The following is a 26,174-nucleotide window of genomic DNA, read 5'->3' as shown; positions in this document are numbered from 1 at the left end:
TTGTTTAGGTATTAATATATTCTCACTTGCATATCGCACAGCCTTGGCACTTATTCAGTTCACCACGGAAACGTTTCTCTACCAAGAGATGTAAGCGATCTTTCAATGCATCCAGACGGATGGTATCGATTACTTCGTTCACGAAGGCAAACATCAGCAATAAGCGGGCTTCACGTGCCGGAATACCGCGCTGACGCATATAGAAAAGTGCATTCTCATCCAACTGGCCAACGGTAGCGCCATGGCTACACTTTACATCATCGGCATAAATTTCCAGTTGCGGCTGCGTATACATACGTGCCTCACGTGTGGCGCAAAGGTTCCGGTTCGTTTGTTGCGAACTGGTATGTTGCGCATCCGGACGTACTAACACCAGACCGGCAAATGCACCGACTGACTGGTCATCGAGCACATACTTGAAGAGTTCATTACTCGTACAGTTAGGCACGGCATGGTCTATGCTTGTATTGTTGTCTACATGCTGATTCTTATCTGCAATGGCCATACCGCAAAGGTTGATTTCGGCGCCTTCACCTGCCAGCAATACTTCGGTGGTGTTGCGGGAAGTGCCGTTATGCAAGGTCATGCCATTCAGCAATACATTGCTGTTGGCTTCCTGTCTCACATACATATTGCTGATACGTACGGTACTTGTATGCGTTTCTTCCAGTTCGTAAAGGTCAAAGACAGCATTCTCACCTACAAATACTTCTATCACCTGGGTTGCCAGGAAGTTCACGGCATCCATGGCATGATCACACACCAGCATACGTGCCTGTGCGCCATCTTCCAATACAATCAATACCCGGCGGTTCACCAGGAAGTTCACGTCACCACGCAGGATGTTTACCAACTGAATGGGACGTTCCAAAGCAACGTTCTTAGGTACATATAGCAGCACACCGTCTTGCGCAAAAGTGGTATTGAATGCTGTTACTCCATCTTTTGAAGTGTCCGCCAGCTTGCCATAGTACTTCTTTACCAGTTCCGGATGCTTCTCTGCCATCTCCTTCAAACTACCAAAGATGACTCCATCGGGCAGATGTGGGGCAGGTAATGCTTTATTGTAAAAAGCATCATTCACTACAAAGTACAGAGAGGTACTCATATTGGGTACGTCACATTTGAATACTTCATAGGGATTTACCGGAATATCCAGACGGTTCAGGTTCAACCCATAGTCCGGTTCAAAGAACTTGCTGACATCGGTATATTTATATTTCTCCTGTTTACGGGTAGGAAAGCCAAGCCGTTCAAAGTCGGCAAACGCAGTCGCGCGAGGGGTATTCATCACCTCGGTGCTGTGCTGGCATATCATCGCTTCCGTCTGGGAGAAAAGATCTATGTATTGTTGTTCTGCATTCATATACGTTTATATTTTATTTCTTAGACACGGATAACGCGGATGACGCGGATTCACTATTATTCTGTAGACGTTCTCTATAGTAATGGGAAAAAACCTTTCTACTAATTTCTGGTTTGGGACCAAAGTTTAATAATAATCCCACTTCTATATCTGTTGCTTTCAAATAATTGACCAATTGCAATTCATGTTCTTTAGATAGTCGGGTGACCGCTTTTAATTCTAAAATAACAGAATTATATACAATTATATCAGCTTCATAATAACCGACTACTTCATCCTTATAATAAACATTTATTTTCGGATGTGCTACACAGGGAATATCACGTCTCAACAGCTCCCTATATAATGCATTCTGATATACATTTTCAATAAACCCATACCCAAGCTCATTATACACATCATAAAATGCATTTATAATAGCATCAGTTTTATCCGCCTGTGTCAAACTCATAATGCACTAATAAAAAATCCGCGTCATCCGTGCCATCCGCGTCTAAAAAATGTAATTACTCTCCTAGTTCCTTCTTAATCCAGTCATACCCCTTCTCTTCCAGTTCCAGAGCCAATTCCGGTCCCGCAGTCTTCACGATACGACCTTTGTAAAGCACATGTACGACGTCAGGTTTGATATAATCCAGTAAGCGTTGGTAGTGAGTGATGACAATGGTGCTGTTCTCCGGTGTTTTTAGTTTGTTCACACCTTCGGCCACGATACGCAAAGCATCGATATCCAGCCCGGAATCCGTTTCATCCAGAATACTCAATTTCGGTTCCAGCATCGCCATCTGGAAGATTTCATTCCGCTTCTTCTCACCACCGGAGAAACCTTCGTTCACCGAACGGTTAGCCAGTTTATTGTCCAGTTCCACAATAGCACGCTTTTCACGCATCAACTTCAGGAACTCGCTTGCACTGAGAGCAGGCAGATGATTGTATTTACGTTGCTCATTCACCGCTGCACGCATAAAGTTGACCATACTCACACCCGGAATTTCTACCGGATATTGGAAACTGAGGAAGATGCCCTCATGACTACGGTCTTCCGGTGAAAAGTCCAAAAGGTTCTTACCGCAGAAAGTCACGCTTCCCTTTGTCACTTCAAAGGCAGGATTACCTACCAATACAGCCGAAAGAGTACTCTTACCGGAACCGTTCGGCCCCATAATAGCATGCACCTCACCTGCTTTTACCGACAGGTTGATGCCCTTCAATATCTCTTTGCCATTTACACTGGCATGCAGGTCTTTTATCTCTAACATTTCTATAATTACTAATTACAAATGACTAATTACAATTCCTATCCTACGCTGCCTTCCAGCGAAATAGCCAACAACTTCTGGGCCTCTACCGCAAACTCCATAGGCAGCTTATTAAGCACTTCCTTTGCATAACCGTTCACTATCAGCCCTACTGCATCCTCCGTAGAAATACCACGCTGGTTGCAATAGAAGATCTGGTCTTCATTGATCTTGCTGGTAGTCGCCTCATGCTCCACAACCGCCGTCTCATTATGGATATCCATATACGGGAAGGTATGCGCACCGCACTTATCACCCAGCAACAGAGAGTCGCACTGGCTATAGTTACGTGCATTATCCGCCTTTTGAGCTACACGCACCAGACCACGGTAAGAGTTCTCACTATGTCCGGCAGAGATACCTTTGCTGACAATGGTACTGCTGGTATTCTTACCCAGATGAATCATCTTCGTACCCGTATCTGCCTGTTGGTAGTTATTCGTCACCGCCACACTGTAGAATTCAGCCGAAGAGTTATCTCCCGTCAAAATACAGGAAGGGTATTTCCACGTAATAGCCGAACCTGTCTCCACCTGTGTCCAGGAAAGTTTACTGTTCGCACCTTTGCAGTTACCACGTTTCGTAACGAAATTATAGACACCGCCTTTACCTTCGGCATCACCCGGATACCAGTTCTGTACGGTACTGTACTTCACTTCCGCACGCTCGTGCACCACAATCTCCACGATAGCGGCATGCAACTGGTTCTCATCGCGCATCGGAGCCGTACAACCTTCCAGATAGGAAACATACGAATCATCATCCGCCACAATCAGCGTCCGCTCAAACTGGCCTGTATTACGCGCATTGATACGGAAATACGTGGACAGCTCCATCGGGCAGCGTACCCCTTTCGGAATATATACAAACGAACCGTCGGAGAATACCGCCGAGTTCAGTGCGGCAAAGAAATTATCACGGTATCCTACAACGGAACCAAGATACTTCTGCACCAAATCCGGATGTTCACGTACGGCTTCACTGATGGAACAGAAAATGATTCCTTTCTCCATCAACGTTTCCTTGAACGTAGTCTTCACAGATACGGAGTCCATCACAGCATCCACTGCCATGCCACTCAATGCCATCTGTTCTTCCAAGGGAATACCCAGCTTATTGAAGGTTTTTATCAACTCAGGGTCTACTTCGTCCATACTCTTCGGCGCATCTTTCTTCTTTGCCAACGGGTCGGCATAGTAGGAAATAGCCTGGTAATCTATCTCAGGAATACGGAGATGCGCCCATGTAGGCATCTCCATCGTCAACCAATGACGATATGCTTTCAGACGGAACTCCAACAGCCATTCCGGCTCGTTCTTCTTCGCAGAGATCAGCCGTACAACATCTTCATTCAGCCCACGCTCAATGACTTCCGTATGCACGTCGGTGGTGAAGCCATACTTGTACTTCTCCTGCGTTAGTTCCTTTACATATTTATTGGGTTCTTCGGGTTGCATTATGTATTAAGTATATATTGTTCTGTAACTTCTTTTGCAGCCGGGAAAAACATTCCCGCAAACGACTCTATAGGATAATATAACACGGATTCCTCCTTCATTGTTCTATCAATCATCGTATTATCCGAGTCGATAAACTCGACAACACAGATAAGCAGACTCACCAGCAGCAGAAACTTCAATGCGCCCAGTCCGGCACCCAGCCATCGATTCAGCCAACCGAGCGAGACTGCTTCCATCGCCTTCGTCAGCAAAGCCGCCACCAGCAGGAACAACAATGGCACCACTACCCAAATAACAACAAACGCCAATATCTGGGCAAACGTCATGGAGTCCGTTATCTTAGAAAAGACTCTCTCCGCTACCGACACATACAGTGCTTTTGCAGCCAGCAATCCGACAATCAATCCGAGGATAGATGCCAGTTGCTTGATGAAGCCTTTTATAAAACCGATGACCGCTCCTGCGCCAATCACCACCAACAGGATGATATCTATTATTGTCATAGTTGAAAAAATTGAGAGCTGAGAATTGAGAGTTGAGAGTTGGCTGCGCGATTATGCTGCAAATAACTCTCAACTCTCAATTCTCAGCTCTCAATTTATTTAATTACAGAGTCTGTTTTACTTCTATTTCTTCGTAAGATTCGATTATATCGCCTACCTTGATATCGTTGCAGTTCGTCAGGCTGATACCGCACTCGAAGTTGGTACCGACTTCCTTCACATCGTCCTTGAAACGTTTCAAAGCATTGATAGAACCGGTAAAGATTACGATACCGTCGCGGATCAAACGAGCCTTGTCGCTGCGTTTCACCTTTCCGGTCTTGACTAACGCACCGGCTACGAGACCTACCTTGGTGATATTGAACACCTCGCGTACCTCGATGGTTGCAGTTACCTGCTCCTTCACCTGCGGTGCCAACATGCCTTCCATAGCGGCCTTCACCTCTTCGATAGCGTCGTAGATCACGGAATACTTGCGGATATCCACCCCTTCGTTCTCCGCCATCTTTGCAGCGGCATTCGACGGACGCACCTGGAAGCCGATGATGATGGCATCCGAAGCGGCAGCCAGTGAAACATCGGACTCGGAGATAGCTCCAACGCCTTTGTGGATTACATTCACCTGTACCTGTTCGGTAGACAACTTGATCAGTGAGTCGCTCAACGCCTCAACAGAACCGTCCACGTCACCCTTAACGATAATATTCAGTTCGTGGAAGTCACCCAGTGCCAGACGGCGGCCAACTTCATCCAAAGTAAGCATCTTCTGAGTACGCAGCCCCTGTTCACGTTGCAACTGTTCGCGCTTGTTAGCGATTTCACGTGCTTCCTGTTCCGTATCGATTACGTGGAACGTGTCACCCGCGGCAGGTGCACCGTTCAATCCCAGAATCAATACCGGTTCAGACGGTCCGGCCTCTTTCAGGCGCTGGTTACGCTCGTTGAACATAGCTTTTACCTTACCATACGCTGTACCCGCCAATACGATGTCACCAACGTGCAATGTACCGTTCGATACCAGCATGGTAGCTACATAACCACGTCCTTTATCCAATGAAGACTCAATGATGGAACCTGTAGCCTTGCGGTTCGGGTTTGCTTTCAAATCAAGCATTTCTGCTTCCAGCAATACCTTCTCCAGCAAATCGTTCACACCTAAGCCTTTCTTTGCTGAAATATCTTGTGACTGATATTTACCGCCCCATTCTTCAACGAGGTAATTCATAGCTGCCAGTTCTTCCTTAATCTTGTCAGCGTTGGCAGTCGGCTTATCAATCTTATTAATGGCAAATACGATAGGTACACCGGCAGCCATAGCATGGTTGATGGCTTCCTTCGTCTGCGGCATCACATTATCATCGGCAGCGACAATAATGATAACCACGTCCGTCACCTTCGCACCACGGGCACGCATAGCGGTAAATGCCTCGTGACCCGGAGTATCGAGGAACGTAATCTCACGTCCGTCTTCCAGTTTCACGTTGTAAGCGCCGATGTGCTGCGTGATACCACCGGCTTCACCGGCAATAACGTTCGCCTTACGGATATAGTCGAGCAATGACGTCTTACCGTGGTCTACGTGACCCATGACGGTGACAATCGGTGCGCGCGGTTCCAGATCCTCTTCAGAATCTTCTTCCTCTACAATAGCCTGCGCCACTTCCGCACTGACGTATTCAGTCTTGTAACCGAACTCTTCCGCCACCAGATTGATGGTTTCAGCATCCAGACGCTGGTTGATAGACACCATGATACCGATACTCATACAAGTAGCGATGACCTGCGTTACGGAAACGTCCATCATGCTTGCCAGTTCGTTGGCGGTTACGAATTCCGTTATCTTCAGTACTTTGCTGTCCGCCATTTCGCGGTCTTCCTGCTCCTGCATACGGCTGTTTGCCATATCGCGCTTGTCCTTACGGTATTTTGAAGTCTTGCTCTTACCTTTGGAGGTGAGGCGTGCCAACGTTTCTTTTACCTGCTTGGCTACATCTTCCTCGCTAACCTCCTGCTTGATGATCGGTTTCTTGAAGCGATCCTTGTTATTGTTGTTACGGTTGTTGTTCTTGTTGCCACCCTGGTGATTGTTACCACCACCGCCACCTTGCTGACCACCGCCGGCATGAGGGCCTTTGCCTCCACCACCACGATTGTCATTTCCACGCTGGAAGTTGGATGCATTGTTGATGTCAACCTTCTCCTTATTATTATTAATACGAAGACGTTTCTTCTTGTTGGCATTGGCATCGGCTTCTTTTTCCTTACCATCCTTCGCTTTATTGTCTTCGCGGCGAATTTCTTTGATAATCGCCTCTTTCATCTGCTTCTTCTGATCCTGACGGATTTTCTCCTTCTCTTCGCGCTCCTTCCGTTTCTCCTCTTTGGTCTTCTTCTTGGGGCGTGTAGACTGGTTCAGCGTAGCCAAGTCAATCTGACCGATGATATTGATTTTGGAAACAAACTCCGGCTTATGGATCGTGAAGATTTCATCTTCCTCCTTTGCTGGTGTTTCTTCTGCAACTGCAGGTTTCACTTCTTCCTTAGCAGGTGCTACGGGAGCAGGCGTTTCCTTTTTCACTTCTTCTTTTGCCACTACTGGAGCGGGAGCTGGTTTTTCTACAACTTCCGGTTTCGGTGTTTCCTTCACCACAGGAGCCGGTTCGGGCTTGAGTTCCGGTTTCGGTTCCGGTTTGGGTTCAGGCCTGGGCTCTGGTTTGGGTTCGGGCTTCGGTTCCGGTTTGACTTCCGGCTTAGGCTGCGGTTTCGGTTCTTCCTTTACCACAGATACTGGTTCTTCTACTTTCTTTTCTTCCACTTTCTCTACTACCGGTTTCCGGTTCAACTTATCCAAGTCTATTTTTCCGACAGGTTTAAACTTCGGACGTGCATCTTCGGGGACAACAGTTTTAATTTCTTCTACTTTCGGTTTCTCCGTAGTTTCAGTTTCGTAGCCATCGATGGATACCGATGCTTTGTTACGGTCTTTATTCTGTCGTTCCTGAATAAAACGTTCCGATTCAAGTCTAAGATTCTTATCTGTACTGAACTCTTTCACGAGCAAGGCGTATTGCTCCTCGTTAATCTTTGTGTTGGGGTTTGCCTCAACGGCAAAGCCTTTCTTCTGCAAGAACTCAACTACCGTCGAAATTCCTACATTCAAATCTCTTGTTACTTTATTTAACCTAATCGTCATACTAAAAAATTAATGAATAATGTGGAGAAAGAAGTTAGTGCAAACAGAAACGAATGTCAACAGACACTTATTCTGTCTCAGACTCAGGCTCAGCTTCAGCCTCAAATTCAGGCTCGCCTTCGCTTTCCTCAAACTCCGAACTTAAAATGTGCAATACTTCGTCCACTGTTTCTTCTTCCAGGTCGGTCTTCTCAATCAACATCTCACGCGGAGCGTTCAGCACGGCTTTTGCAGTATCAATACCAATCGCTTTGATGGCATCAATCACCCAACCGTCAATTTCATCCCTAAACTCATCCAAGTAGATGTCTTCGTCTTCAACAGCCTGATCCAACTCACGGAATACGTCAATAGTGTACTCAGTCAACATACTGGCAAGTTTGATATTCAAACCGCCTTTACCAATAGCCAGCGATACTTCTTCCGGTCTCAGGAAGACTTCCGCCTTACGTTCTTCTTCGTTCAAACGAATAGAAGAAATCTTCGCAGGACTGAGAGCACGCTGAATAAACAACTGAATATTGGACGTGTAATTGATTACATCAATATTCTCGTTGCGTAACTCACGAACGATACCATGAATACGGCTACCCTTCACACCTACACAGGCACCTACCGGGTCAATACGGTCATCGTATGACTCAACGGCAATCTTGGCGCGCTCACCAGGGATACGGGCAATCTTCTTGATGGTGATCAGTCCATCATTGATTTCGGGCACTTCCATTTCGAACAGACGTTGCAGGAATACCGGCGACGTACGCGAAAGAATGATCTTCGGGTTGTTATTCTTGTTGTCCACACGGGCTACAACGGCACGTGCCGTTTCTCCCTTGCGATAGAAATCGCTCGGAATCTGTTCCGTCTTAGGCAGCAACAACTCGTTACCTTCATCATCCAGCAGCAGCATTTCTTTCTTCCATATCTGGTATACTTCTGCATTAATGATGTTGCCCACCTTATCAATATATTTATTATAGATACTGTCTTTTTCCAGTTCCAGAATCTTAGAAGCCAATGTCTGACGAAGGTTCAGGATAGCACGGCGTCCAAAGTTTGCAAAGATTACCTCATCCGTCACTTCCTCGCCTACTTCATAAGAAGCATCAATCTTCTGTGCTTCCGATAATGCAATCTGCAAGTTCGGATTTTCCAAGTCTTCATCCGCCACCACTTCACGGTTACGCCATATTTCGAAGTCCCCCTTGTCCGGGTTCACGATAACGTCGTAATTCTCATCGGTGCCGAACATCTTCGCAATCACACTACGGAACGACTCTTCGAGCACGCTCACCATCGTGGTTCTATCGATATTTTTCAGTTCCTTAAATTCCGAAAATGTATCTATCAAACTGACAGTTTCTACTTTTTTGGCCATAGTCTTATTTAAAACTGATTAAGTATTTAGTATATTTTATTTCATCATACGCAAGGGTTTCGTCCTCTTCCACCAATGTGGGGCGTTTAGCGCCTTCGGGCTTTACCTTCTTTTCTACGGTTACCGTGAAATGCTGTTCATCGGCTGTTTTCAGTACGCCGCACAGCTTACGTCCGTCTTTTCTCAGTACTTCCACTTCCTTTCCGATGTGGTTGATGTACTGTTGCAACACTTTAAATGGCTGTCCGATACCGGCAGAACCTACCTCCAACTCATAATCTTCATCCTCACGGTTCAACTTGGATTCGATGTATCGGCTCAGCTCTACACAATCTTCAATCCAAACCCCTTCTTTGTGGTCAATTTCCACCACAATCTTGTCGTCCGGGCTGATAGTTACTTCCACCAGAAAGTACTCTTTTCCCTCCAGCCACTCGTCAACAATTTGACAAACAGTTTTCTTTTCTATCATTGATTAACTATATAAGAACAAAAAAAGGAGCTTAATTGCCCCTCCACCTTTCATCCATTGCGGTTGCAAAGATATAAATAATCTATTCGACTACAAAATATTAGAGAAAAAAAGAATGTTTTAACGCTCCTGAAAGAAGAAAGTAATGCAAATGACTTCTGTAAAACCGCTTCGAAACGGCAAGGCGGATTCTGACATTTTGTATTTTATGCATAAGGAGAATGCCGTATATCCATCCTTCCGGCGATTCGGACGAAAATACGCAAGTAAAAAAGTGTATCCGGCAGGCTGACAGAGGGATACATAAATACGGACAATGCTGAAAAATAAAACAGATGCAGTTCGGCAACCATAAATTATTGGTTTACAATCTGTATATGGATCACAAGCGTTCCATATACAGATTACAAGTATTAGATATATAGATCTTAAGCGTCAGATATATAGATAGCAAGCATTAGATATATAGTTTTGAGGTATAAGATGCATAGTTATCTTGTATAAAGTCTGTATAACAAATGTATATTATTCAATATTCCGTATTTATATTCTTTTAAAAGACAGAGCAAGATACTATTTCCGCTCTTTTAGAAAAACGGAGCGTAAGTGATACGGGCATTTTACTATCTTTTTGCATACAAGAAAAGCCAATAGTTCGAAATAAGGGAACTATTGGCTCTATCCATAGAAGGTAAAACGTACCTGAACTTTTATATATTTTTATTTATTCGGCGTATCCCATTTCCTGGTATCCGTACAAGTAATATTCAAAGTTTGATTACCCGTCTGGATGCAAAAATCACCTTTTTCCAAAATCCATTTACCGTCATAACCTACGAAGGCGAGATCGGAACCTTTAACTTTCAGCGTTACGGTCTTAACTTCACCCGGCCTCAATTCCACTTTCTCAAAAGCACGCAGACGGCGAACATCGGGAGTCAACGAAGCTATCAGGTCACTGCTGAATAGCAGGACACTCTCTTTACCAATACGGTTACCTGTATTCTTTACATCAACCGTAAAAGTAAGTATATCATCAGCTGTAAAGTAAGGCTTATCTACTTTGAGGTTACTATAAGCATAGGTGGTATAACTCAAACCATAACCGAAAGCCCACTGCACAGACATCACGGCATCATAATCATAAGCCCCCTGCATCTTTTCAAGATCCTCACACGGTTTATAATCGTAAGTGAATAATGAGTTGATCTCTCTCGGATAGGTATAAGGCATCTTAGCACTGAAATTAGCATCACCCGCCACAAGGTTTGCCAAAGCGTCACCACCATAGTTACCCGGAAGCATAGCGTTGATTACAGCTTTTGCCAATGGCTCTATTTCGTTGATAATACGTGGACGGCCTTCATTCAGAACAAGGATAATCGGCTTTCCAGTGGTAGCTAACGCTTTCACCAAGTCAAGCTGGTTCTTGGAAAGGAAAAGATTCGACAGGTTACCCGGAGTTTCACAATAGGAGTTCTCACCGATACAGGCAACGATATAATCAGCATTAGTCGCAGCAGTCACAGCCTTATCTATCTCAGGAGCGTTTTCTTCCCACCAGGCACCGCCTTGTTTGTAAGTAACACCCGGTTCGTAGATGATATTGGAAGCACCGAACTTGTTAGTAAACGATTCAAGAATAGTATTGTAATCAGTAGCACATTCGTCAGCTCTATCACCTTGCCAGGTGTAAGACCAGCCACCATTGAGCGTACGCATAGAGTTCGCATTAGGTCCTGTCAACAGTATTTTCTTACCGGAAACCAAAGGTAAGATGCCTTCTGTATTTTTCAACAATACCACAGACTCTTCTGCAGCCCGCAAAGCAGCAGTTGCATGTTCCTTGCCACCGAACAACGGAAAGTCCTGATGCCTGTAAGCAGGCGTATCGAACAAGCCCAAACGATATTTCATACGCAGCACGCGGCGCACAGCATCATCAATACGGCTCATAGGAACTTCACCTTCTTCCACCAGTTCTTTCAGATAGATACAGAAACTCCATTCATAAGGAACCATAGACATATCTATACCGGCATTAATAGCCACTTTAATAGCTTCTTTCTTGCTTCCGACAATCTTATCGCGGGTATAGAGGTTGTTGATATCCGCCCAGTCAGTCACAATCATACCATCCCAGTTCAGGTCTTCTTTCAGCCACTGCGTCAACAGCTCATAGTTGGCATGGAAAGGAAGTCCATTATTCATGGCAGAGTTCACCATGACAGACAAAGCACCCGCCTTGATACCTTCGAGGAACGGAGCAAAATGCTTCTCGCGCATGTCCTGCACAGTAATAGACGAAGGTGTACGATCTTTGCCCGATACCGGAACACCGTATCCCATATAATGCTTGATACAAGCTGCTACCTGTTGCTTTCCTATATTATTAGGATCACTGCCCTGAAAACCGAGGACAGCTTCGCGTCCCATCTCTGCATTCACATAGCAATCCTCGCCATAATTTTCCCAATGACGGGGCCAGCGGGCATCGCGAGCCAGATCGAGCACGGGAGCATATGTCCAGGGAATACTTCCGGCTTTAGTTTCGTAAGCGGAAATGCGGGCCCCTTCACGAACCAGTTCCCGGTTGAAAGTAGCCGCCATATTGATGCCTTGGGGGAAGAAAGTACCTCCCAACGTATAGGTGGTTCCATGTATCTGGTCTACTCCATAAATACAAGGAATACCCATGGTTTTCATGGATTTATCCTGTATCTTCTTAATAATTTCCTCCCATTTCTCTTTGGATTGGGCAATGCCTTGGGGAACATTCAGGATAGAGCCTACTTTATACTTACCGATAACAGTATCCAGCAATGCATCATCTATCTGGAACTCTTTAGTCGGGTTATCACGTTTGGTAATGACGTCAATGGTAAGTTCCGTCATTTGACCAATTTTCTCTTCGAGGGTCATCTTCTTGAGCAGTGTCTCCACCTTTTTCTCAATATTCTCGTCTCTTGGGATAGCGGGCGCTACTGTGGTTTGCGCCATAGCAGTTGACACTAGCCCTGAAAGGGCTACAGATAAGATCAATTTTCTACTCATGGTTTTGTTTTTTTATTTAAATAACATCGGGACAAATTCCGTCAGATAAATACGCCAGTTCTTCCAGATATGTCCTTCGTCCGTCTCATAATAAGTATATTTATATCCTTTTTCATCCAGCAGTTTACGGTAATCCACATTGGCTTTATAAAGGAAATCCGTCTTACCGATGGCAATCCAGTAAAGGGCGGGATTCTTAGCAAACTGCACCTTCAATTTACCTTCAATATCTTCATAAATCGGTGAAGATACATCCTTATTAGGCATAATGGCAGCAGAAAACAGACCGACATAGTTGAACATATCGGGGTATTGCTTGGAAATGTGCATAGAGTGGAAACCACCCATAGACAAGCCGGCAATGGCACGACCGGACTTACTCTTAATCGTACGATAGTTTTTATCTACAAACTTCACGATGTCGGGAAACGCCTGTTCGTAAGAGCCCTCCATGGTTTTGGGCAACTGCGTAGTGGGAGGCAGCAATCCACGTGAAGTCTCACCCGGAGCAGCTTCCTGTGAAGCATTACCATTCGGCATAACTACAATCATAGGTTTTGCCTTGCCTTGTGCAATCAGATTATCCAGAATCTGCGCAGTGCGGCCAAGTGAAATCCATGCTTCTTCGTCACCACCCATTCCATGAAGGAGGTAGAGCACCGGATAACGTTTTCCGCTGGTTTCATAACCGGCAGGAGTATAAACCGTCATACGGCGTTCCATGCCAAGCGTCGGACTATTGTACCATGTCCGGGATACGGTTCCGTGGGGTATCGGGTTCACTTTATAAAGATCAGCGCGATCACCGCCAATGATAAATACATTGGTCAGGGTAGATACATCACGAATCAGATAGATATTAGCAGGATCATTCATCCGCAAACCATCTACTATGAAAGAGTAACTATAAAGCTCCGGCTGCAAAGGCTCGGGAGTTGTATATTCCCATACTCCTGTTTTCCCCTCCGTAAGTTCGGCAATCCCAGGGATTTCAAACTCCCCATTCGCCGTTTTTATCTTTTGCTTGGGAAGGAAATCGCCTGTAACTTGTACTTTCACCGCTTTGGGTGCTTGCAGGCGGAAAGTAACGGTATTATTATCATGAATTTCGGGAGAAACAACCGGAATATTCCCCCAGAGAGCTTGCTGTGCAAAAGTAATGGTGCACAACAAAAAGGCAGTTAACAAAGTCGTTAATCTTTTCATTATAAAATATGTTTAGAGGTATTATCTTACTTATTTCTGGTCCGCCATGTTTCGACAGTAGTCACGGATATAGTTTATAATCAGGAAACAAGCCGGTTCGAGCACTGTGCCGTGATTGAAGCCCTGCAGTTCGTACAAAGCAGACTTCTTGTTTCCGATATTCTTTAGCACCGAAGCAAGCAATGCATTTTCTTCCCAACGATCTGCCATTTCCAGGTTACGGTCACCGGTAATCAGTATTACGGGAGGGGTATCTTTGCGTACACGGTTCACAGGGGCATACTCATCAATAACAGGAATGCCATTCGGCAATCCCCGTTCTTTGCGAATAGTGAAATGGGTTACGGTCTGCCCGCTAACAGGAAGATAAGCGGCTACTTTATCGGCATCCGCACCATAAGCTTCCATATACTTTTTATCCATAGCCAGCATTAATGAAAGGTAACCTCCTGCCGAATGACCGGAAACAAATATCTTATCTTTACTACCACCGAATTCTTCTATATGGCTGAATGTCCACGCCACCGCCGCGGCAGCATCTTCAATATAAGCAGGATTTTGGGCTTTGGGGCTCAAGCGATAATTCACCGCCACTACAGCAAAGCCTCTATCCATCAATTCTTGTGGAATATGCTTACCACCACCTTCCAGTCCGCCACCATGAAACCATACAATGGTAGGGAAATCTTTCTTGTCCACCGGATAGTAGACATCCAGTTTACAACGTTCTTTTCGATAAGCATCAGTTTCCTCACCGGAAACATAAGAAAGGTCTTTATCCGTTTTATACACTCCTTGTGCATGCAGGGTAAATATACAGAATAATAGCAACAGGAGAGTCACTTTCCTTTTCATGGCATCTTCATTTAAAGTTTTGCAACTGCAATATTAGGCAATTTATCCCAGAAAGTTACTCTTCAGGTACTGAAATATAGCATCTATTCGTTACATTTGTACCTTTCTTAAAACTTCAAATTTTATGGCACACCATCTGAATACTAACAAACAGTTTATGGTAGGCAACGGCATCCTGGCTTTTGCTGTTATTTTTGTAGTCGTCATCTTCGTTTACATGAGTCTGCGTCTGGATAAAAAGAAAGATGAAGACCGGAATTTCATTGAAACATATACCATTACATTAACGAAAGGATTTGTAGGAGATTCCTTATCGCTAATGATTAATGACAGCGTACTGGTGAACAAAAAAATAACAGAAGAACCATTCAGCATTGATGTGAAACGTTTTGCTGAACAGAGTGCACTGTTTATTGTGGATAATAAAACCGAAAAACTTTCCTTGTTCGAACTAAGCGAAAGAGGAGGAACCTATCGTTTTGAGAAAGAAAACGAAGAAGTAAAACAGTTGTCACAGAAATAGGTAAACCATACCTTCTTCACAACTGAATCAGATTTACTTCTCATCCACTCCCCACCTTCTCCCTGTCCTATAGCAAGGAGAAGGTAGGGAGTAGATAAGGAGTAGGTAGGGAGAAGGTAAGGAGAAAGAAGGGAATTTAAACGATTCTTATATTTCTGTACGGTATTGCTTCAATTCTTTCCGCAATGCCTGGGCTTTTCCTTCCGTCAGTTCGTCGAGAAGTGCCCAGAAACGCTCTCCATGGTTCATTTCGCGGGTATGAGACAATTCATGTAAGAGCACATAGTCTATCAGATGCTTCGGAAGTAAGACCAGATAGAAAGAAAGATTTATGTTACGCCGTGCCGAGCAGCTGCCCCAACGTCCACTGCTGGAATTGATTTTTACACTTTGATAAGGCAGGTTATGCTTTTGCGAAAGCATATACAGACGGGGTGGAAGAATAATCTTCGCATTACGCCGCAAGGCTTCTTCAATGACTTTACGCAACCATGCCTGTAATCCTTCATCCGAGAAATCGGCTCCCGGAGGACAAATGATCTGCATCTCGCCCAGTTCGGAACGCGAAAGAAAACGTTCACGCTGTCCGCTTACAAGACTTAGCTTGAAGAACTCCGTATCTATCCGGAAGTTCAAGTCTATCAAAAGACAGGTATGCTTTTTACGGGCTATCCGCAAACGGGGACGCAACTGTTCTATTGCATTCTTCACCTCTTTCATCGTAGTTCCGGGCGGAACGGTTACATAGACGGCATCTTCCCGCGTACGGAAAGTCAGGCGCCGGGCACGGGTATTCACCTTTATAAGGAAACGCCCAAGTTCATTATCTTCCAATACATTTTCCAAAACAATAAAATCTCCCAATGAATAAACAGACAAATGAACGAAATATCATCCGAATATACAAGTAATCGGGCAACCAAAAACGGACAAGTGTCCGAAAATGAACACATGCTTCAAAAGAAGACATCCTATGTATCAGCACTTTATAGATTTGGCATGAATATTGACTTATATAACATGACCGGACGTTCACTAAAAAGTTTCTGAAAAAAAAGAGAAAGAAACATGCAACCTTTTTTAAGTAAGTTACGTCTAATAGGTAAACAGGAATAATATATATAAATAATTATAAAACTAAAGAAGTTATGAGAAAGTTAGCAAGTCTTATCACATGTATCTGTTTAGTCCTCAGTACAACAGCATGTTCACAAAGCAAGAACTACAGTTCCGGTAACTGGAGCAATAAGAAAGTAGTAGCCAGCAATACTTACGTAACCAAGGACATCAAGGTAGACAACTTCAAGAAAATCAGCGTAGCCGGCAGTCCGGATGTTACGTTTACCCAGAAATCGGGACGTCCAGAAGTGGAAGTCTATACTTCAGACAATATTATTGACTTACTGGATATCAAGGTAAAAGACAACACCTTATATATAGGTTTCAAGAAGAACGTCAACGTTTCTTATAAAAAATTGGAGGTACGCGTATCTGCTGAAACTCTGAATGGTATTTCAGTTGCAGGTTCAGGAGATATTTTCCTGAAGAATGGACTTCAAACCGATGATAATCTGACAATCAATGTTGCAGGTTCCGGAGATATCAAGGGTAGTGGCATTAAATGTAATGACATGAAGGTATCCGTAGCCGGTTCAGGTGATATCAATGCAAATAACATCACTTGCAACAATCTGAAAGTTTCTGTAGCCGGATCGGGTGACATGATATTGAAGAATGTAACCGCCGCAGGCACGGAAGCAAGCGTTGCCGGATCAGGTTCAGCTACCATTACCGGAACTACTCAAACCGCCTCTTACAGTGTAGCCGGTTCGGGCGACCTCCTTACAGCAGGTTATGAAGCCCAGCGCGTTTCCGCCAGTGTAGCAGGTTCGGGCAGTATCAAATGCTTTGCTACCGAATTCCTGAAAGTACGCACCAGTGGTAGTGGCAAGGTAGGTTACAAAGGCAATCCTGAATTGGATTACCCGAAGAAGAGCTTGTACAAACTTTAAAATTCTCTCTTACAACTACTATAGGAAAAAAAAGTTTTTTCTAACACACTAAACGCAAGGGTTTCCGTGAGGAAGCCCTTCGTTGTTTTTAAGCCTCTCCTCCTATCCCGCCTCTTCCGGTATCCCCACTATCGGAGAGAGTAATCCTGTATAAAGGGAGATGAATAGTTCCCAAAGGCACAAAAAAATAGGGGAACCTCCCGGCCTCCCTATTCGTATTGTTAACTTTAATATTAAATGCAGAGTATATCTCCATTTAATGCCTTTATGCCTTAGCGGATGGTTTTCAAACCTTTCATCTCCGCTTTATCAGCCTCTTTGATGCTGATGGCAACGCCACCACTGGCGGCTAATTTCTGTTTCAGTACACTCTTAGGCGTCACTACTACCTTACGTATACGATAGCTCTGGGGATTGGTGTCCCAATCTGCATCCTTGCCATCTTCGTAAATGGTAGCGATATATTGTTTTCCTTCCGGAAGCCAGGAGAAAGGAATCGTTGCCGTACGACTGTTCTCATCGGTAATGCCGCCAACAAACCATTCGTTTTTACCTTTTGCCTTGCGGGCTACGGTGATGTAATCTCCCGGTTCGGCTTCCAGATACCAGCTGTTGTCCCAGTCTACCGCAACGTCTTCAATAAAGCGGAAGGCATCCGGGAAACGGGCGTAATTGGAAGGCAGGTCGGCTACCATCTGGATAGGAGAAGGCATAGTCATGTAGAGTGCCATTTGCTTCACTAAAGTGGTATGCACGCGTTCGTCGGGTTTCTCACCGTTGTAATAAGACAGTCTTGTCTCGAAAATACCCGGGGTATAGTCCATCGGACCACCTTTCAGGCGGGTAAAAGGCAGGATACAGGTATGATCGGGATCATTGCCGCCCATTGTCTCGAACTCTCCGCCACGGGCAGATTCCTGAGCCAGCCAGTTGGGATAAGTACGGCACAAACCGGTGGGGCGTACTGCCTCGTGACTATTAACCATTACTTTATAATCAGCAGCGCGACGGGCTACATGGATGTAATGGTTGTTCATCCATTGGGAAGAGTGATATTCATTGCGGGGAATGATATAGCCTACGTAGCCGGTTTTCACGGCATGATAGCCATTGTCTACCATGAACTGGAAGGCCTCATCCAATTGGCGTTCGTAGTCGGCAGCGTTGGCGGCTGTTTCGTGATGCATTACCATTTGCACGCCTTTTTCTTTGGCATAACGTTGCAGTTCTTTGACGTCGAAGTCGGGATAGGCTTTGTTGAAGAGGAACTGACGGTCTTTCCGATAGGAAGCCCAGTCTTCCCAACCTTCATTCCAGCCTTCTACCAGTATTCCGTCGATGCCATGGGCGGAGGCGAAGTCGATATATTCCTTCACATGGGCGGTATTGGCGGGGTGATGACCATTGGGTTTCAGTTTGGCATAATCCGTAATGCCGGGTTTGGCCTGATAGAAATCACTATATGCCCAGGTCTTTCCTTCGCCTGTGAACATTTCCCACCACACACCGACGAATTTCATCGGACGAATCCAAGAGGTATCTTCATATTGGCAAGGTTCGTTCAGATTATAAATCAATTGAGAAGCAAGAATGTCGCGGGCATCATCGCTAACAATAACGGTACGCCAGGGGGACTGTACGGGCAGTTGCAAGTAACCTTTCTTACCCAATTTATCGGGAGTCAGGTGGGCACTCAGTTTAAACTGCTTATCATCTACATTCAGCAACATACCGGCATAATCTACTAAAGCGGCTTCATGGATATTCAGGTAGATGCCGTCTTCGCTTTTCATCATTAACGGGGTTTGCACTGTCAGGCCGCCTTCAGCTTTAGATTCATAAGATTTCTTGGCAATTCTTTTCTCCATACCCACTGCTATTTCCGATAGAGGGGCGGTGGTATAGGCAAACTCGTTGGTATCGTAGTCGCCGGGGATGCAAAAGGCTTTATGATTTCCCGTGAGATTGAATTCGGTTACTTCATCTTTTACGGTGAGGTAGTTCATCTTGCGTTGCAAAGGCAGTTCGTAGCGAAAACCCAGGCCATCATCGAACAGACGGAAACGGATATTCAGGATCCGTCCTGTTTCCGGTTGTTCCAAGGTGACGGTCATTTCATTATAATGATTCCGTACACGGTTGTACTCACCCCAGACGGGATTCCAGTAGTTATCAACAGAAGCACGTTCAAGGTTTGTCTGTTTGAATCCACGGGTCAGGTCAGCTTCTTCCGTCAGGAGACCTAAACGACCGGAAGTTAAAACGGGTTTGCCTTTATAGTCCAGCCGGTATGCCGGAACGCCGTCTGCCTGCTCCATAAACTCCAGTGACAGGTTACCGTCAGGAGAAGTGAGTTGCTGGGCCGAGGCGAACGAACCGAGGCAAAGGAAAAAGGCAATAAAAAGAGAATGTTTCATATTCTATTATGGTTTTAATATGATACTTTTAAACACTAATATCATCTCATCAATACTTAAAGATTCGATACTGATAAGGGCACAGGCTCAGTTCTGCTTCCAGCTTCTCTTCTGTTCCGCTATACATATCTTTACTTGGATGTCCGTTCCACTCTTGCGGAAGCGTCACATTTACTTCACGATTACGTACATTTACAGCAACCAACACACGGTCTTTACCATCCTGTTTTTCAAAGAGTAGCACATCGGGTTGCGGATATGTCTTCAATCCCCCTTTACGGATAGCCGGATACTCGTTGTAAAGAGCCATCAGACGACAGTATTCCTGATACAGTTCACTGTTCCCCGTCCAATCCACCGGAACATACGTAAAGAAGTTGATAGCTTCGGGATAACCCGCCTCTTGTGAACCATAAATCAACGCTCCTCCATGCAGATAAGTAGTCAGCACGAAAGCTGCCATAGAACCGCGCACATCTCCGAATTCTTTAGTAGGCGACATTTTTGCCGACTCATCATGATTGGTGGTAAAGCGCAGTTTCACTTTTCCTACGGGGATAGTGTCATACTCCGCCTTATCCGTAGCAAACAGTTCCGGAGCCGGAGCATCTTTTATAAATACATCACGGAGCGTTTCCAGAAAGTCCCAGGAATAATTCATATCGAAACCCGCATCAAAGTGGTCGCGTCTTTTCCCTTCAGCCAGCATCAGCAACGAGCGGTCGGGGATGGCACGCAAAGAGTCGAGCGCCTGTTTCCAAAAGTCGAAGGGAACAAAGTCCGCCGCATCACAACGGAAACCATCGATACCGATTTCAGTAACCCAAAACTTCATGGCTTCAATCATTGCCAGGCGCATCTCCTGATTATCAAAGTTTAAGTCAGCCACATCCTTCCAACCGGTTCCGGCAGGAAAGATTATGTTTCCGGCCTCATCCTGCGTATACCATTCTTTGTTGGCAATCCAGACATTATCCCAGGAAGTATGATTGGCTACCCAGTCGATAATCACATTCATCCCCTTCTGATGGCAAGTGGCAACCAAGGCCTTAAACTCATCCAGTGTACCGAACTCCGGATTCACTCCTTTATAGTCCTTCACACAATAAGGGGAATTTACAGATTTCTCCTGCCCCACTTCATTGATCGGCATAAACCACACCACGTTGATTCCCAATGCCTGAATGGAATCTAAGCGACGTTCCACCGCCTTGAATGACTTCTCAGGAGCAAACACACGCGGATTGACCTGATACATCACCACATCTTCCACAGCAGGCAATGCCGCAACTTCCGCCGCCGCTTCGCCCTGCCGCTTACCTGTACAGGCAGCAAGCAGACACAGCAGGCTTACAATAAATATATATTTCTTCATATTATCCTTCTATTTTCCAGATGTAATATTGATAGGGTTCCAACGTAACCGTTCTTGGCAACACGGTGCTTTCTCCGGTCCAAAGATTCTTCGCACTATCCCCTACCCGCTCCATAGGTAGATTCAATCTTTCCTGATTGCCGCTGGTGTTTATCAGTACCAGTATCTTTTCCGTACTGGAAATACGATAAGAGCATATCGCTTTACTCGTCTGATAAAGTTTGATCTCTCCATTCTGTAAAGCGGGAGAGTTGCGATACAACTGCATCAGTTTGGTATAATCCGCCTGATAATCGGCATTAGAATTCCAGTCCATCGCCTGATAGCCAAAGAAAGAGAGGGCCTTGTCATAAGCCAGTTCCTGCGAACTATAAATCATTGGGCAGCCCCCCATAGAAATAGAGGCCACAAAGGCTGAGAAAGCACCTTCTTTGGTTTGATAAGCCTGCACGGGAGATTTCTCGGAAGCCATATCATGGTTGGTGGAATAACGCATAAGTAACCGTTTATCTGTCACCGAAGCAAGCTCACTACAATGTGTATCATACAGACTGGCCACAGAAGCGCTTCCTGCATATACATCCTGTAGTTTATAAGCAAAGTTCCAAGCATACAGCATATCAAAGCCTGCATCGTAGAGTGCGGTTTGTGAACCTTCGGCAAGCATCAGCAAGGTACTTTTGGCGGCACGAAGCTTCGTGATAGTTTCCTTCCAAAAGTCATTGGGCACACCTTCGGCATGGTCGCAACGGAATCCGTCTATGTCAGCTTCGGTCAGCCAGTAAAGCATAGCCTCCTGCATGGCGGCACGCATGGCTGTGTTGTCATAATTCAAATCAGCCACATCGTCCCAACCCATTCCCGGGGGAGAAACAATATTACCGTTGGCGTCCTGCGTATACCAGTCCTTATGTTCCGTAGTCCAGGCATGATCCCAGGAGGTATGGTTAGCCACCCAGTCCAGGATGACCAACATACCTTCGGCATGTGCCTTCGTGACTAATGCTTTCAAATCGGACAGTGTTCCATAGGCAGGATTAATAGCCCGATAGTCTTTCACACAATACGGAGAACCGACAGCATTCTTTTCACCTTGCTGGAAAATGGGCATGAGCCAAAGAACATTGGCTTCCAGCTTTTTGATACGTGGCAGTTGGGCAGTCAGTCCATTCAGTGCTTGCGTTTCACCGAAGAGTGCCGGATTGGCTTCATAAATCACCATTCCGTCTGTAGTAACGTCATCTGCGAGAGGCGGCATATCAGGATCATCATCCGAACTGCATCCGGTAAAGCTCAACAGCAAAAGGCTGGAGCACAAAATCTTAAGGATATCTTTTAGTCTCATATCTATAATGTTATACCTATTAATTATCTGATAAAAGAGTTTCAGCTTATTTTTCAGCTGGTGGAACTCTTAGTTTCATTGCTTGAAACTAAGAGTTTCTCGGTGTGAAACAGAGAGTTTCAAGTAATGAAACAACTTGTTTCAAGGCATGAAACAAACGGTTTCCCATCTTGAAACTCAAAGCATCTTAGGGCTTGGGCAGTTTTTCATAAGAAGTAGCTGTGATGGAGAAGTAAATATCTCCTATCAATGCTGTATACAGCCCGCCATCTTCTATTTGCTGTCCGCCTCCATTGTTATTGAAAATCAGATTCACATTCTTACCAATATGTTCCGATAAGTCAAAGTATTTATAAGCCATACCATTAACTTCCTTCGTTCCGGTGATCTGCATGCCCGGCCAGCCGCCACCCAGTTCAGCGTCGCCCCAACCATAGAGAGTCAAAGCTTCCCAACCGGAGTTATCCTGCACATATACGGTACAATCCTTTATTTCACTACAGCCCTCTGCCGAGATGCGGAGATAGTAATCACGATCTATCGTCAGGTTATAGTCTTTCAACTGATTTCCACCGCCGTTATTATTGAATATCAGGTTGATATTCTTATTTGTGCAAGCCGGTGTCAAATGAAAACACTTATACGTTGTACCGTTGATTACCTTCGTTTCCGAAACCTGCAGACCGGGCCAGCCGCCACCAAGTTCCACATCTCCATAGCCATACAACGCCAGCGCACCCCAACCGGTATTATCTTCCACATAAAGGGAATAGCTCGTACCGTGTGTTGCAGGATCTATCTCCTCACACTTGTCAGGAGTTATGCTGAAATAGAAATCGCGGCTGAAAGTGATGTTCTTTACGAAAGACAGCACGAGTCCCGGATCGTCTTCCTTTTTGTTATTATTAAATGTCAGCTTCAGACTCTGATTCATCAATTCCACATCGGTTTCAAAGTATTTATAAACCACTCCATTGATTTCCTTCGTTCCGGCAGGTTCAAGTCCCGGCCAGTCTTCATTGTTATCACCTGCCCCGGAGATGTAAAGTGCCAGATCTCCCCAACCGGACTGGTCGTCCACATAAATAAAGTAGCTTGCTTCCGGATCGATTTCTTCGTAACCCTTATCGGTAATGCGGAAATAGAAGTTCTTATTGAGTGTCACCACCGGACCATCAAACTGCTTTCCATCATTATTATTGAAAATAAGATTCACACCTTCATAGCCATCCAGAGCTTTCCCCATATCGAAGTATTTATAAGTAACCCCATTGATCACTTCCGTACCTTTCACCGCAATACCCGGCCAAGCAGGTGTCACATCACCGGCACCAGCCCAACCGTACAAGTAAAGATTATCCCAACCGGACTTATCAGCCACATACACCACAAAGCCATCATGTCCTTCTTCTTCCGTATTAAAGTAAGCCTCCCAGCGGTCTACCCATACATTGGTACGGGTTCCCACCTTTACATCCAACCGATGTACCACAGCTTCATTCTTCACCGAACGTTCTTCACCTTTCGATGCCGATACGAAATAGAAGCCGTCTGCCAATGTCTTTCCATCTTTAAACGTGGAAGGTAGCAGATAGATTCCCCACTTGGATTCGCTACCGGTAGCTTTCTCCAACTGCCATTCCAGATTACCTACAGCAGCTTCGGCTCCTCCGTTAAAATCGCCCACAATGTAGTATTCGTCATCGGCAGCACTGCCTTTCGGCATGATGACTTCCAGCAATATGGCGTTCGCCTTGATTTCGAACTGAGGCAGTTCGTCATCGAATATAATCGTATCTGTATCGTCGCACCCGTTGAGCAGAGCAAACAACGGCAACATAAACAGCCAGTAAACTATCTTTTTCATGGATTTTCTGTTTTTGAGTTATTTATAATTCGGGTTCTGTATCAGTCCTTGATTGACAAGCAGTGCAGAAGCAGGCAACGGATACCACTCATATTTACGATCGCGCTTGGCGGGATAAAGTTGACCATTGTCTGTGGCACGTCCGAAGAACCACCACTGGCCTTGCGTGAATTTGTCGAAACGACGCAGGTCTGTACGGCGGCGGCGACCTTCATTCAGGAACTCAACACCCCACTGGCTCAACATCCAGTCCATATCGAAAGCGGTGAAGCCACGGCCCGGTTTGTCTTTCACGTCTGCCCAGTCACCGGCACTGAAGTAACGTTTACGTACTTCGTTCACCAGTTCTTTGGCCTTGTCGGCTTGTCCGGCACGCATTTCACACTCTGCCAGCATATAGTACACTTCGCTCAGGCGGAATTCCACCTCGTCGATGTTCTGGAAGTCAATGGCTGCGGAAGTAGGATATACCGGGTACTTCACCAGACGGAGACCGGAGTTCGTCTCACCCCAACGCGGTGACATGACGGTTTCCAAGTTGCGTCCGAGGTTCATAAACGTACCTACCTGATCTACATACGCCAAGTCTTGTCCGTCACGGTCGGCATCGGCTTTCAAGGGCTCACCCTTACCATAGTTAGCTTTTATGGTACCTTTCAGGAAGATGCCGCTGTAGCCGTTCTTCTTATCATAATTATAGTTCTTTTTACGGATGTCGCGGTCGTCGAAGCGTTCGTAGACTGCACCCAGTTTATCACCGTAAGCCGCATCGAGGAAGCAGGCAGCTCCTTGTGTACCTCCCAATTCATTCACCGTTCCCGCATTGTCATACGAAGGAACCAGACAAGTACAGTTCCAACCACTCTGACTGTAAGTGCCTCCGAAATAATCCCATATATTATAAGGATAGAAAGTCATGCGCATCCATCCCATATTCAGTTTACCGTCTTCGCAGGCAAAAGCCATGATGACTTCGGGACATTCCGTATTATTGATAGAGTAAATATCGCGGTAATCCTTTGCCAATTCATATTTGCCATATTTACCACTGATTATTTCACGGCACAATTCGGCACATTCGGTATAGTGATTTTCTTTGATGAACACTTCGGCATTCAGCAACAGGCGGGCCTTGATCATACGGTTCACAGCCTTGTTCATGCGGTTCACCTGATTCTCCACCATTCCTTCGTAGCAATCATCCAGCTCGGTGGCAATGAAGTTATAAATCTTCTTGCAACTTGTATCAAAGTCCGGATCGGCAGTAGGTGGCAATTCACCGTCTACGGTGGCCGGTTCAATATTCAGCGGCAATGCGCCACCCCAGATTTCGAAGATATTGTAATAAGCCCAGGCACGGAGTGTACGTACCTCGCCTTCATAAGCTTTCAGTTTCTCATCAGTCATCTTCAGGTCGGCAGAAGTTAACTTCCCCATATCAGCCAATAAAGTGTTACACAGGCCGATAGTGGTCCATGCATTCTCCCAGGCACTACGGATAATCTTGGCATCGGGAGTCCAGTTCTGAATGGAGAAGATAAACTTTTCACCTTCATCATATCCCCACTGACCGCCATTCCATACACGCCAGGTCACCTGATCGGCAGGAAATTCCTGCATGTACCAGAAGTATTCGGCATAACTGGTAGCACCTGTGGAATAAATAGTAGCTACCGCACTCTTCACACTATTCTCGTCCTGATAATAGACACCGGAGTCTACACGGTCGAACACTTCTTCCGTAAGGTCGAAGCAACCGCTCAATGAACAACCCAGAATGATTGCCAACAGACATTTATATTTCAGATATTTCATAATTCTTTTCTGTATTAATGATTAAAACGATAGCC

The 26,174-nt window shown here is 45.3% G+C and carries 20 protein-coding genes; 3 read left to right on the top strand and 17 right to left on the bottom strand.

Annotation, left to right across the window (positions count from 1 at the left end; translation table 11 throughout):
- Positions 1 to 22: 22 nt before the first annotated feature.
- The 11 genes from sufD to DW036_RS00775 form a co-directional block, all read right to left on the bottom strand.
- A complete protein-coding gene (sufD, locus tag DW036_RS00825; RefSeq protein ID WP_118460550.1) occupies positions 23 to 1,366 on the bottom strand; it encodes a Fe-S cluster assembly protein SufD in 1,344 nt (447 codons plus the stop codon).
- A 13-nt stretch (positions 1,367 to 1,379) separates the two neighbouring features.
- Positions 1,380 to 1,817, bottom strand: coding sequence for a GxxExxY protein (locus DW036_RS00820; RefSeq protein WP_007216870.1), 438 nt, complete (start codon positions 1,815 to 1,817; stop codon positions 1,380 to 1,382).
- Between the two features lie 55 nt (positions 1,818 to 1,872).
- A complete protein-coding gene (gene sufC, locus DW036_RS00815; RefSeq protein WP_007210912.1) occupies positions 1,873 to 2,625 on the bottom strand; it encodes a Fe-S cluster assembly ATPase SufC in 753 nt (250 codons plus the stop codon).
- Between the two features lie 38 nt (positions 2,626 to 2,663).
- A complete protein-coding gene (gene sufB / locus DW036_RS00810; RefSeq protein WP_007210913.1) occupies positions 2,664 to 4,121 on the bottom strand; it encodes a Fe-S cluster assembly protein SufB in 1,458 nt (485 codons plus the stop codon).
- A complete protein-coding gene (locus DW036_RS00805) occupies positions 4,121 to 4,627 on the bottom strand; it encodes a CvpA family protein (protein ID WP_118460548.1) in 507 nt (168 codons plus the stop codon). The genes sufB and DW036_RS00805 overlap by 1 nt, the downstream gene beginning before the upstream one ends.
- A 103-nt stretch (positions 4,628 to 4,730) precedes the next feature.
- Positions 4,731 to 7,820 carry a translation initiation factor IF-2 gene (infB, locus tag DW036_RS00800; RefSeq protein ID WP_118460546.1) on the bottom strand — a complete coding sequence of 1,030 codons (3,090 nt, stop codon included), beginning with the start codon at positions 7,818 to 7,820 and terminating at the stop codon, positions 4,731 to 4,733.
- Between the two features lie 67 nt (positions 7,821 to 7,887).
- Entirely contained in the window at positions 7,888 to 9,198 is a 1,311-nt protein-coding gene (nusA, locus tag DW036_RS00795; protein ID WP_118460544.1) for a transcription termination factor NusA, read from the bottom strand.
- Between the two features lie 4 nt (positions 9,199 to 9,202).
- Positions 9,203 to 9,670 (bottom strand): ribosome assembly cofactor RimP, encoded by a 468-nt coding sequence (gene rimP / locus DW036_RS00790; RefSeq protein WP_007661583.1) that lies wholly within the window; start codon positions 9,668 to 9,670, stop codon positions 9,203 to 9,205.
- Positions 9,671 to 10,390: 720 nt separating this feature from the next.
- Positions 10,391 to 12,724: a glycoside hydrolase family 3 N-terminal domain-containing protein gene (locus tag DW036_RS00785; protein ID WP_118460542.1), complete on the bottom strand. Its 2,334-nt coding sequence runs from the start codon at positions 12,722 to 12,724 to the stop codon at positions 10,391 to 10,393.
- A 12-nt stretch (positions 12,725 to 12,736) separates the two neighbouring features.
- Positions 12,737 to 13,930, bottom strand: coding sequence for an esterase (locus DW036_RS00780; RefSeq protein ID WP_118460540.1), 1,194 nt, complete (start codon positions 13,928 to 13,930; stop codon positions 12,737 to 12,739).
- 30 nt (positions 13,931 to 13,960) lie between these two features.
- Entirely contained in the window at positions 13,961 to 14,785 is an 825-nt protein-coding gene (locus tag DW036_RS00775; RefSeq protein ID WP_118460538.1) for an alpha/beta hydrolase, read from the bottom strand.
- Positions 14,786 to 14,909: 124 nt separating this feature from the next.
- Between DW036_RS00775 and DW036_RS00770 the strand changes: the two genes are divergently transcribed.
- Complete coding sequence (locus DW036_RS00770; RefSeq protein WP_022392274.1) at positions 14,910 to 15,308, top strand: hypothetical protein; 399 nt, start codon at positions 14,910 to 14,912, stop codon at positions 15,306 to 15,308.
- A gap of 147 nt (positions 15,309 to 15,455) precedes the next feature.
- Here DW036_RS00770 and DW036_RS00765 read toward each other — a convergent pair whose 3' ends face one another.
- Positions 15,456 to 16,160, bottom strand: a complete 705-nt coding sequence (locus DW036_RS00765) for a SprT family zinc-dependent metalloprotease (RefSeq protein ID WP_118461136.1) — start codon at positions 16,158 to 16,160, stop codon at positions 15,456 to 15,458.
- A gap of 27 nt (positions 16,161 to 16,187) precedes the next feature.
- Between DW036_RS00765 and DW036_RS25455 the strand changes: the two genes are divergently transcribed.
- Positions 16,188 to 16,358 (top strand): hypothetical protein, encoded by a 171-nt coding sequence (locus DW036_RS25455; protein WP_158585933.1) that lies wholly within the window; start codon positions 16,188 to 16,190, stop codon positions 16,356 to 16,358.
- Positions 16,359 to 16,456: 98 nt separating this feature from the next.
- Positions 16,457 to 17,320, top strand: coding sequence for a head GIN domain-containing protein (locus DW036_RS00760; protein WP_187374536.1), 864 nt, complete (start codon positions 16,457 to 16,459; stop codon positions 17,318 to 17,320).
- A gap of 272 nt (positions 17,321 to 17,592) precedes the next feature.
- On the opposite strand, the gene DW036_RS00755 is transcribed toward DW036_RS00760, so the two are convergent.
- The 5 genes from DW036_RS00755 to DW036_RS00735 form a co-directional block, all read right to left on the bottom strand.
- The gene (locus DW036_RS00755) at positions 17,593 to 19,737 is read right to left on the bottom strand and encodes a glycoside hydrolase family 97 protein (protein WP_118460534.1); all 2,145 of its coding nucleotides are present in this window, start codon (positions 19,735 to 19,737) and stop codon (positions 17,593 to 17,595) included.
- A gap of 49 nt (positions 19,738 to 19,786) precedes the next feature.
- Complete coding sequence (locus DW036_RS00750; RefSeq protein ID WP_118460532.1) at positions 19,787 to 21,112, bottom strand: alpha-amylase family glycosyl hydrolase; 1,326 nt, start codon at positions 21,110 to 21,112, stop codon at positions 19,787 to 19,789.
- A 1-nt stretch (position 21,113) separates the two neighbouring features.
- On the bottom strand, positions 21,114 to 22,457 hold the full coding sequence (locus tag DW036_RS00745; RefSeq protein ID WP_118460530.1) for an alpha-amylase family glycosyl hydrolase: 1,344 nt from the start codon (positions 22,455 to 22,457) through the stop codon (positions 21,114 to 21,116).
- A 187-nt stretch (positions 22,458 to 22,644) separates the two neighbouring features.
- Complete coding sequence (locus tag DW036_RS00740; protein ID WP_118460528.1) at positions 22,645 to 24,324, bottom strand: starch-binding protein; 1,680 nt, start codon at positions 24,322 to 24,324, stop codon at positions 22,645 to 22,647.
- Positions 24,325 to 24,342: 18 nt separating this feature from the next.
- The gene (locus DW036_RS00735) at positions 24,343 to 26,139 is read right to left on the bottom strand and encodes a RagB/SusD family nutrient uptake outer membrane protein (RefSeq protein WP_118460526.1); all 1,797 of its coding nucleotides are present in this window, start codon (positions 26,137 to 26,139) and stop codon (positions 24,343 to 24,345) included.
- Positions 26,140 to 26,174: the final 35 nt, after the last annotated feature.

The organism is Bacteroides sp. AF39-11AC (assembly GCF_003474285.1).
GTDB lineage: Bacteria > Bacteroidota > Bacteroidia > Bacteroidales > Bacteroidaceae > Bacteroides.
This window is presented reverse-complemented; position numbering and strand designations above follow the sequence as displayed.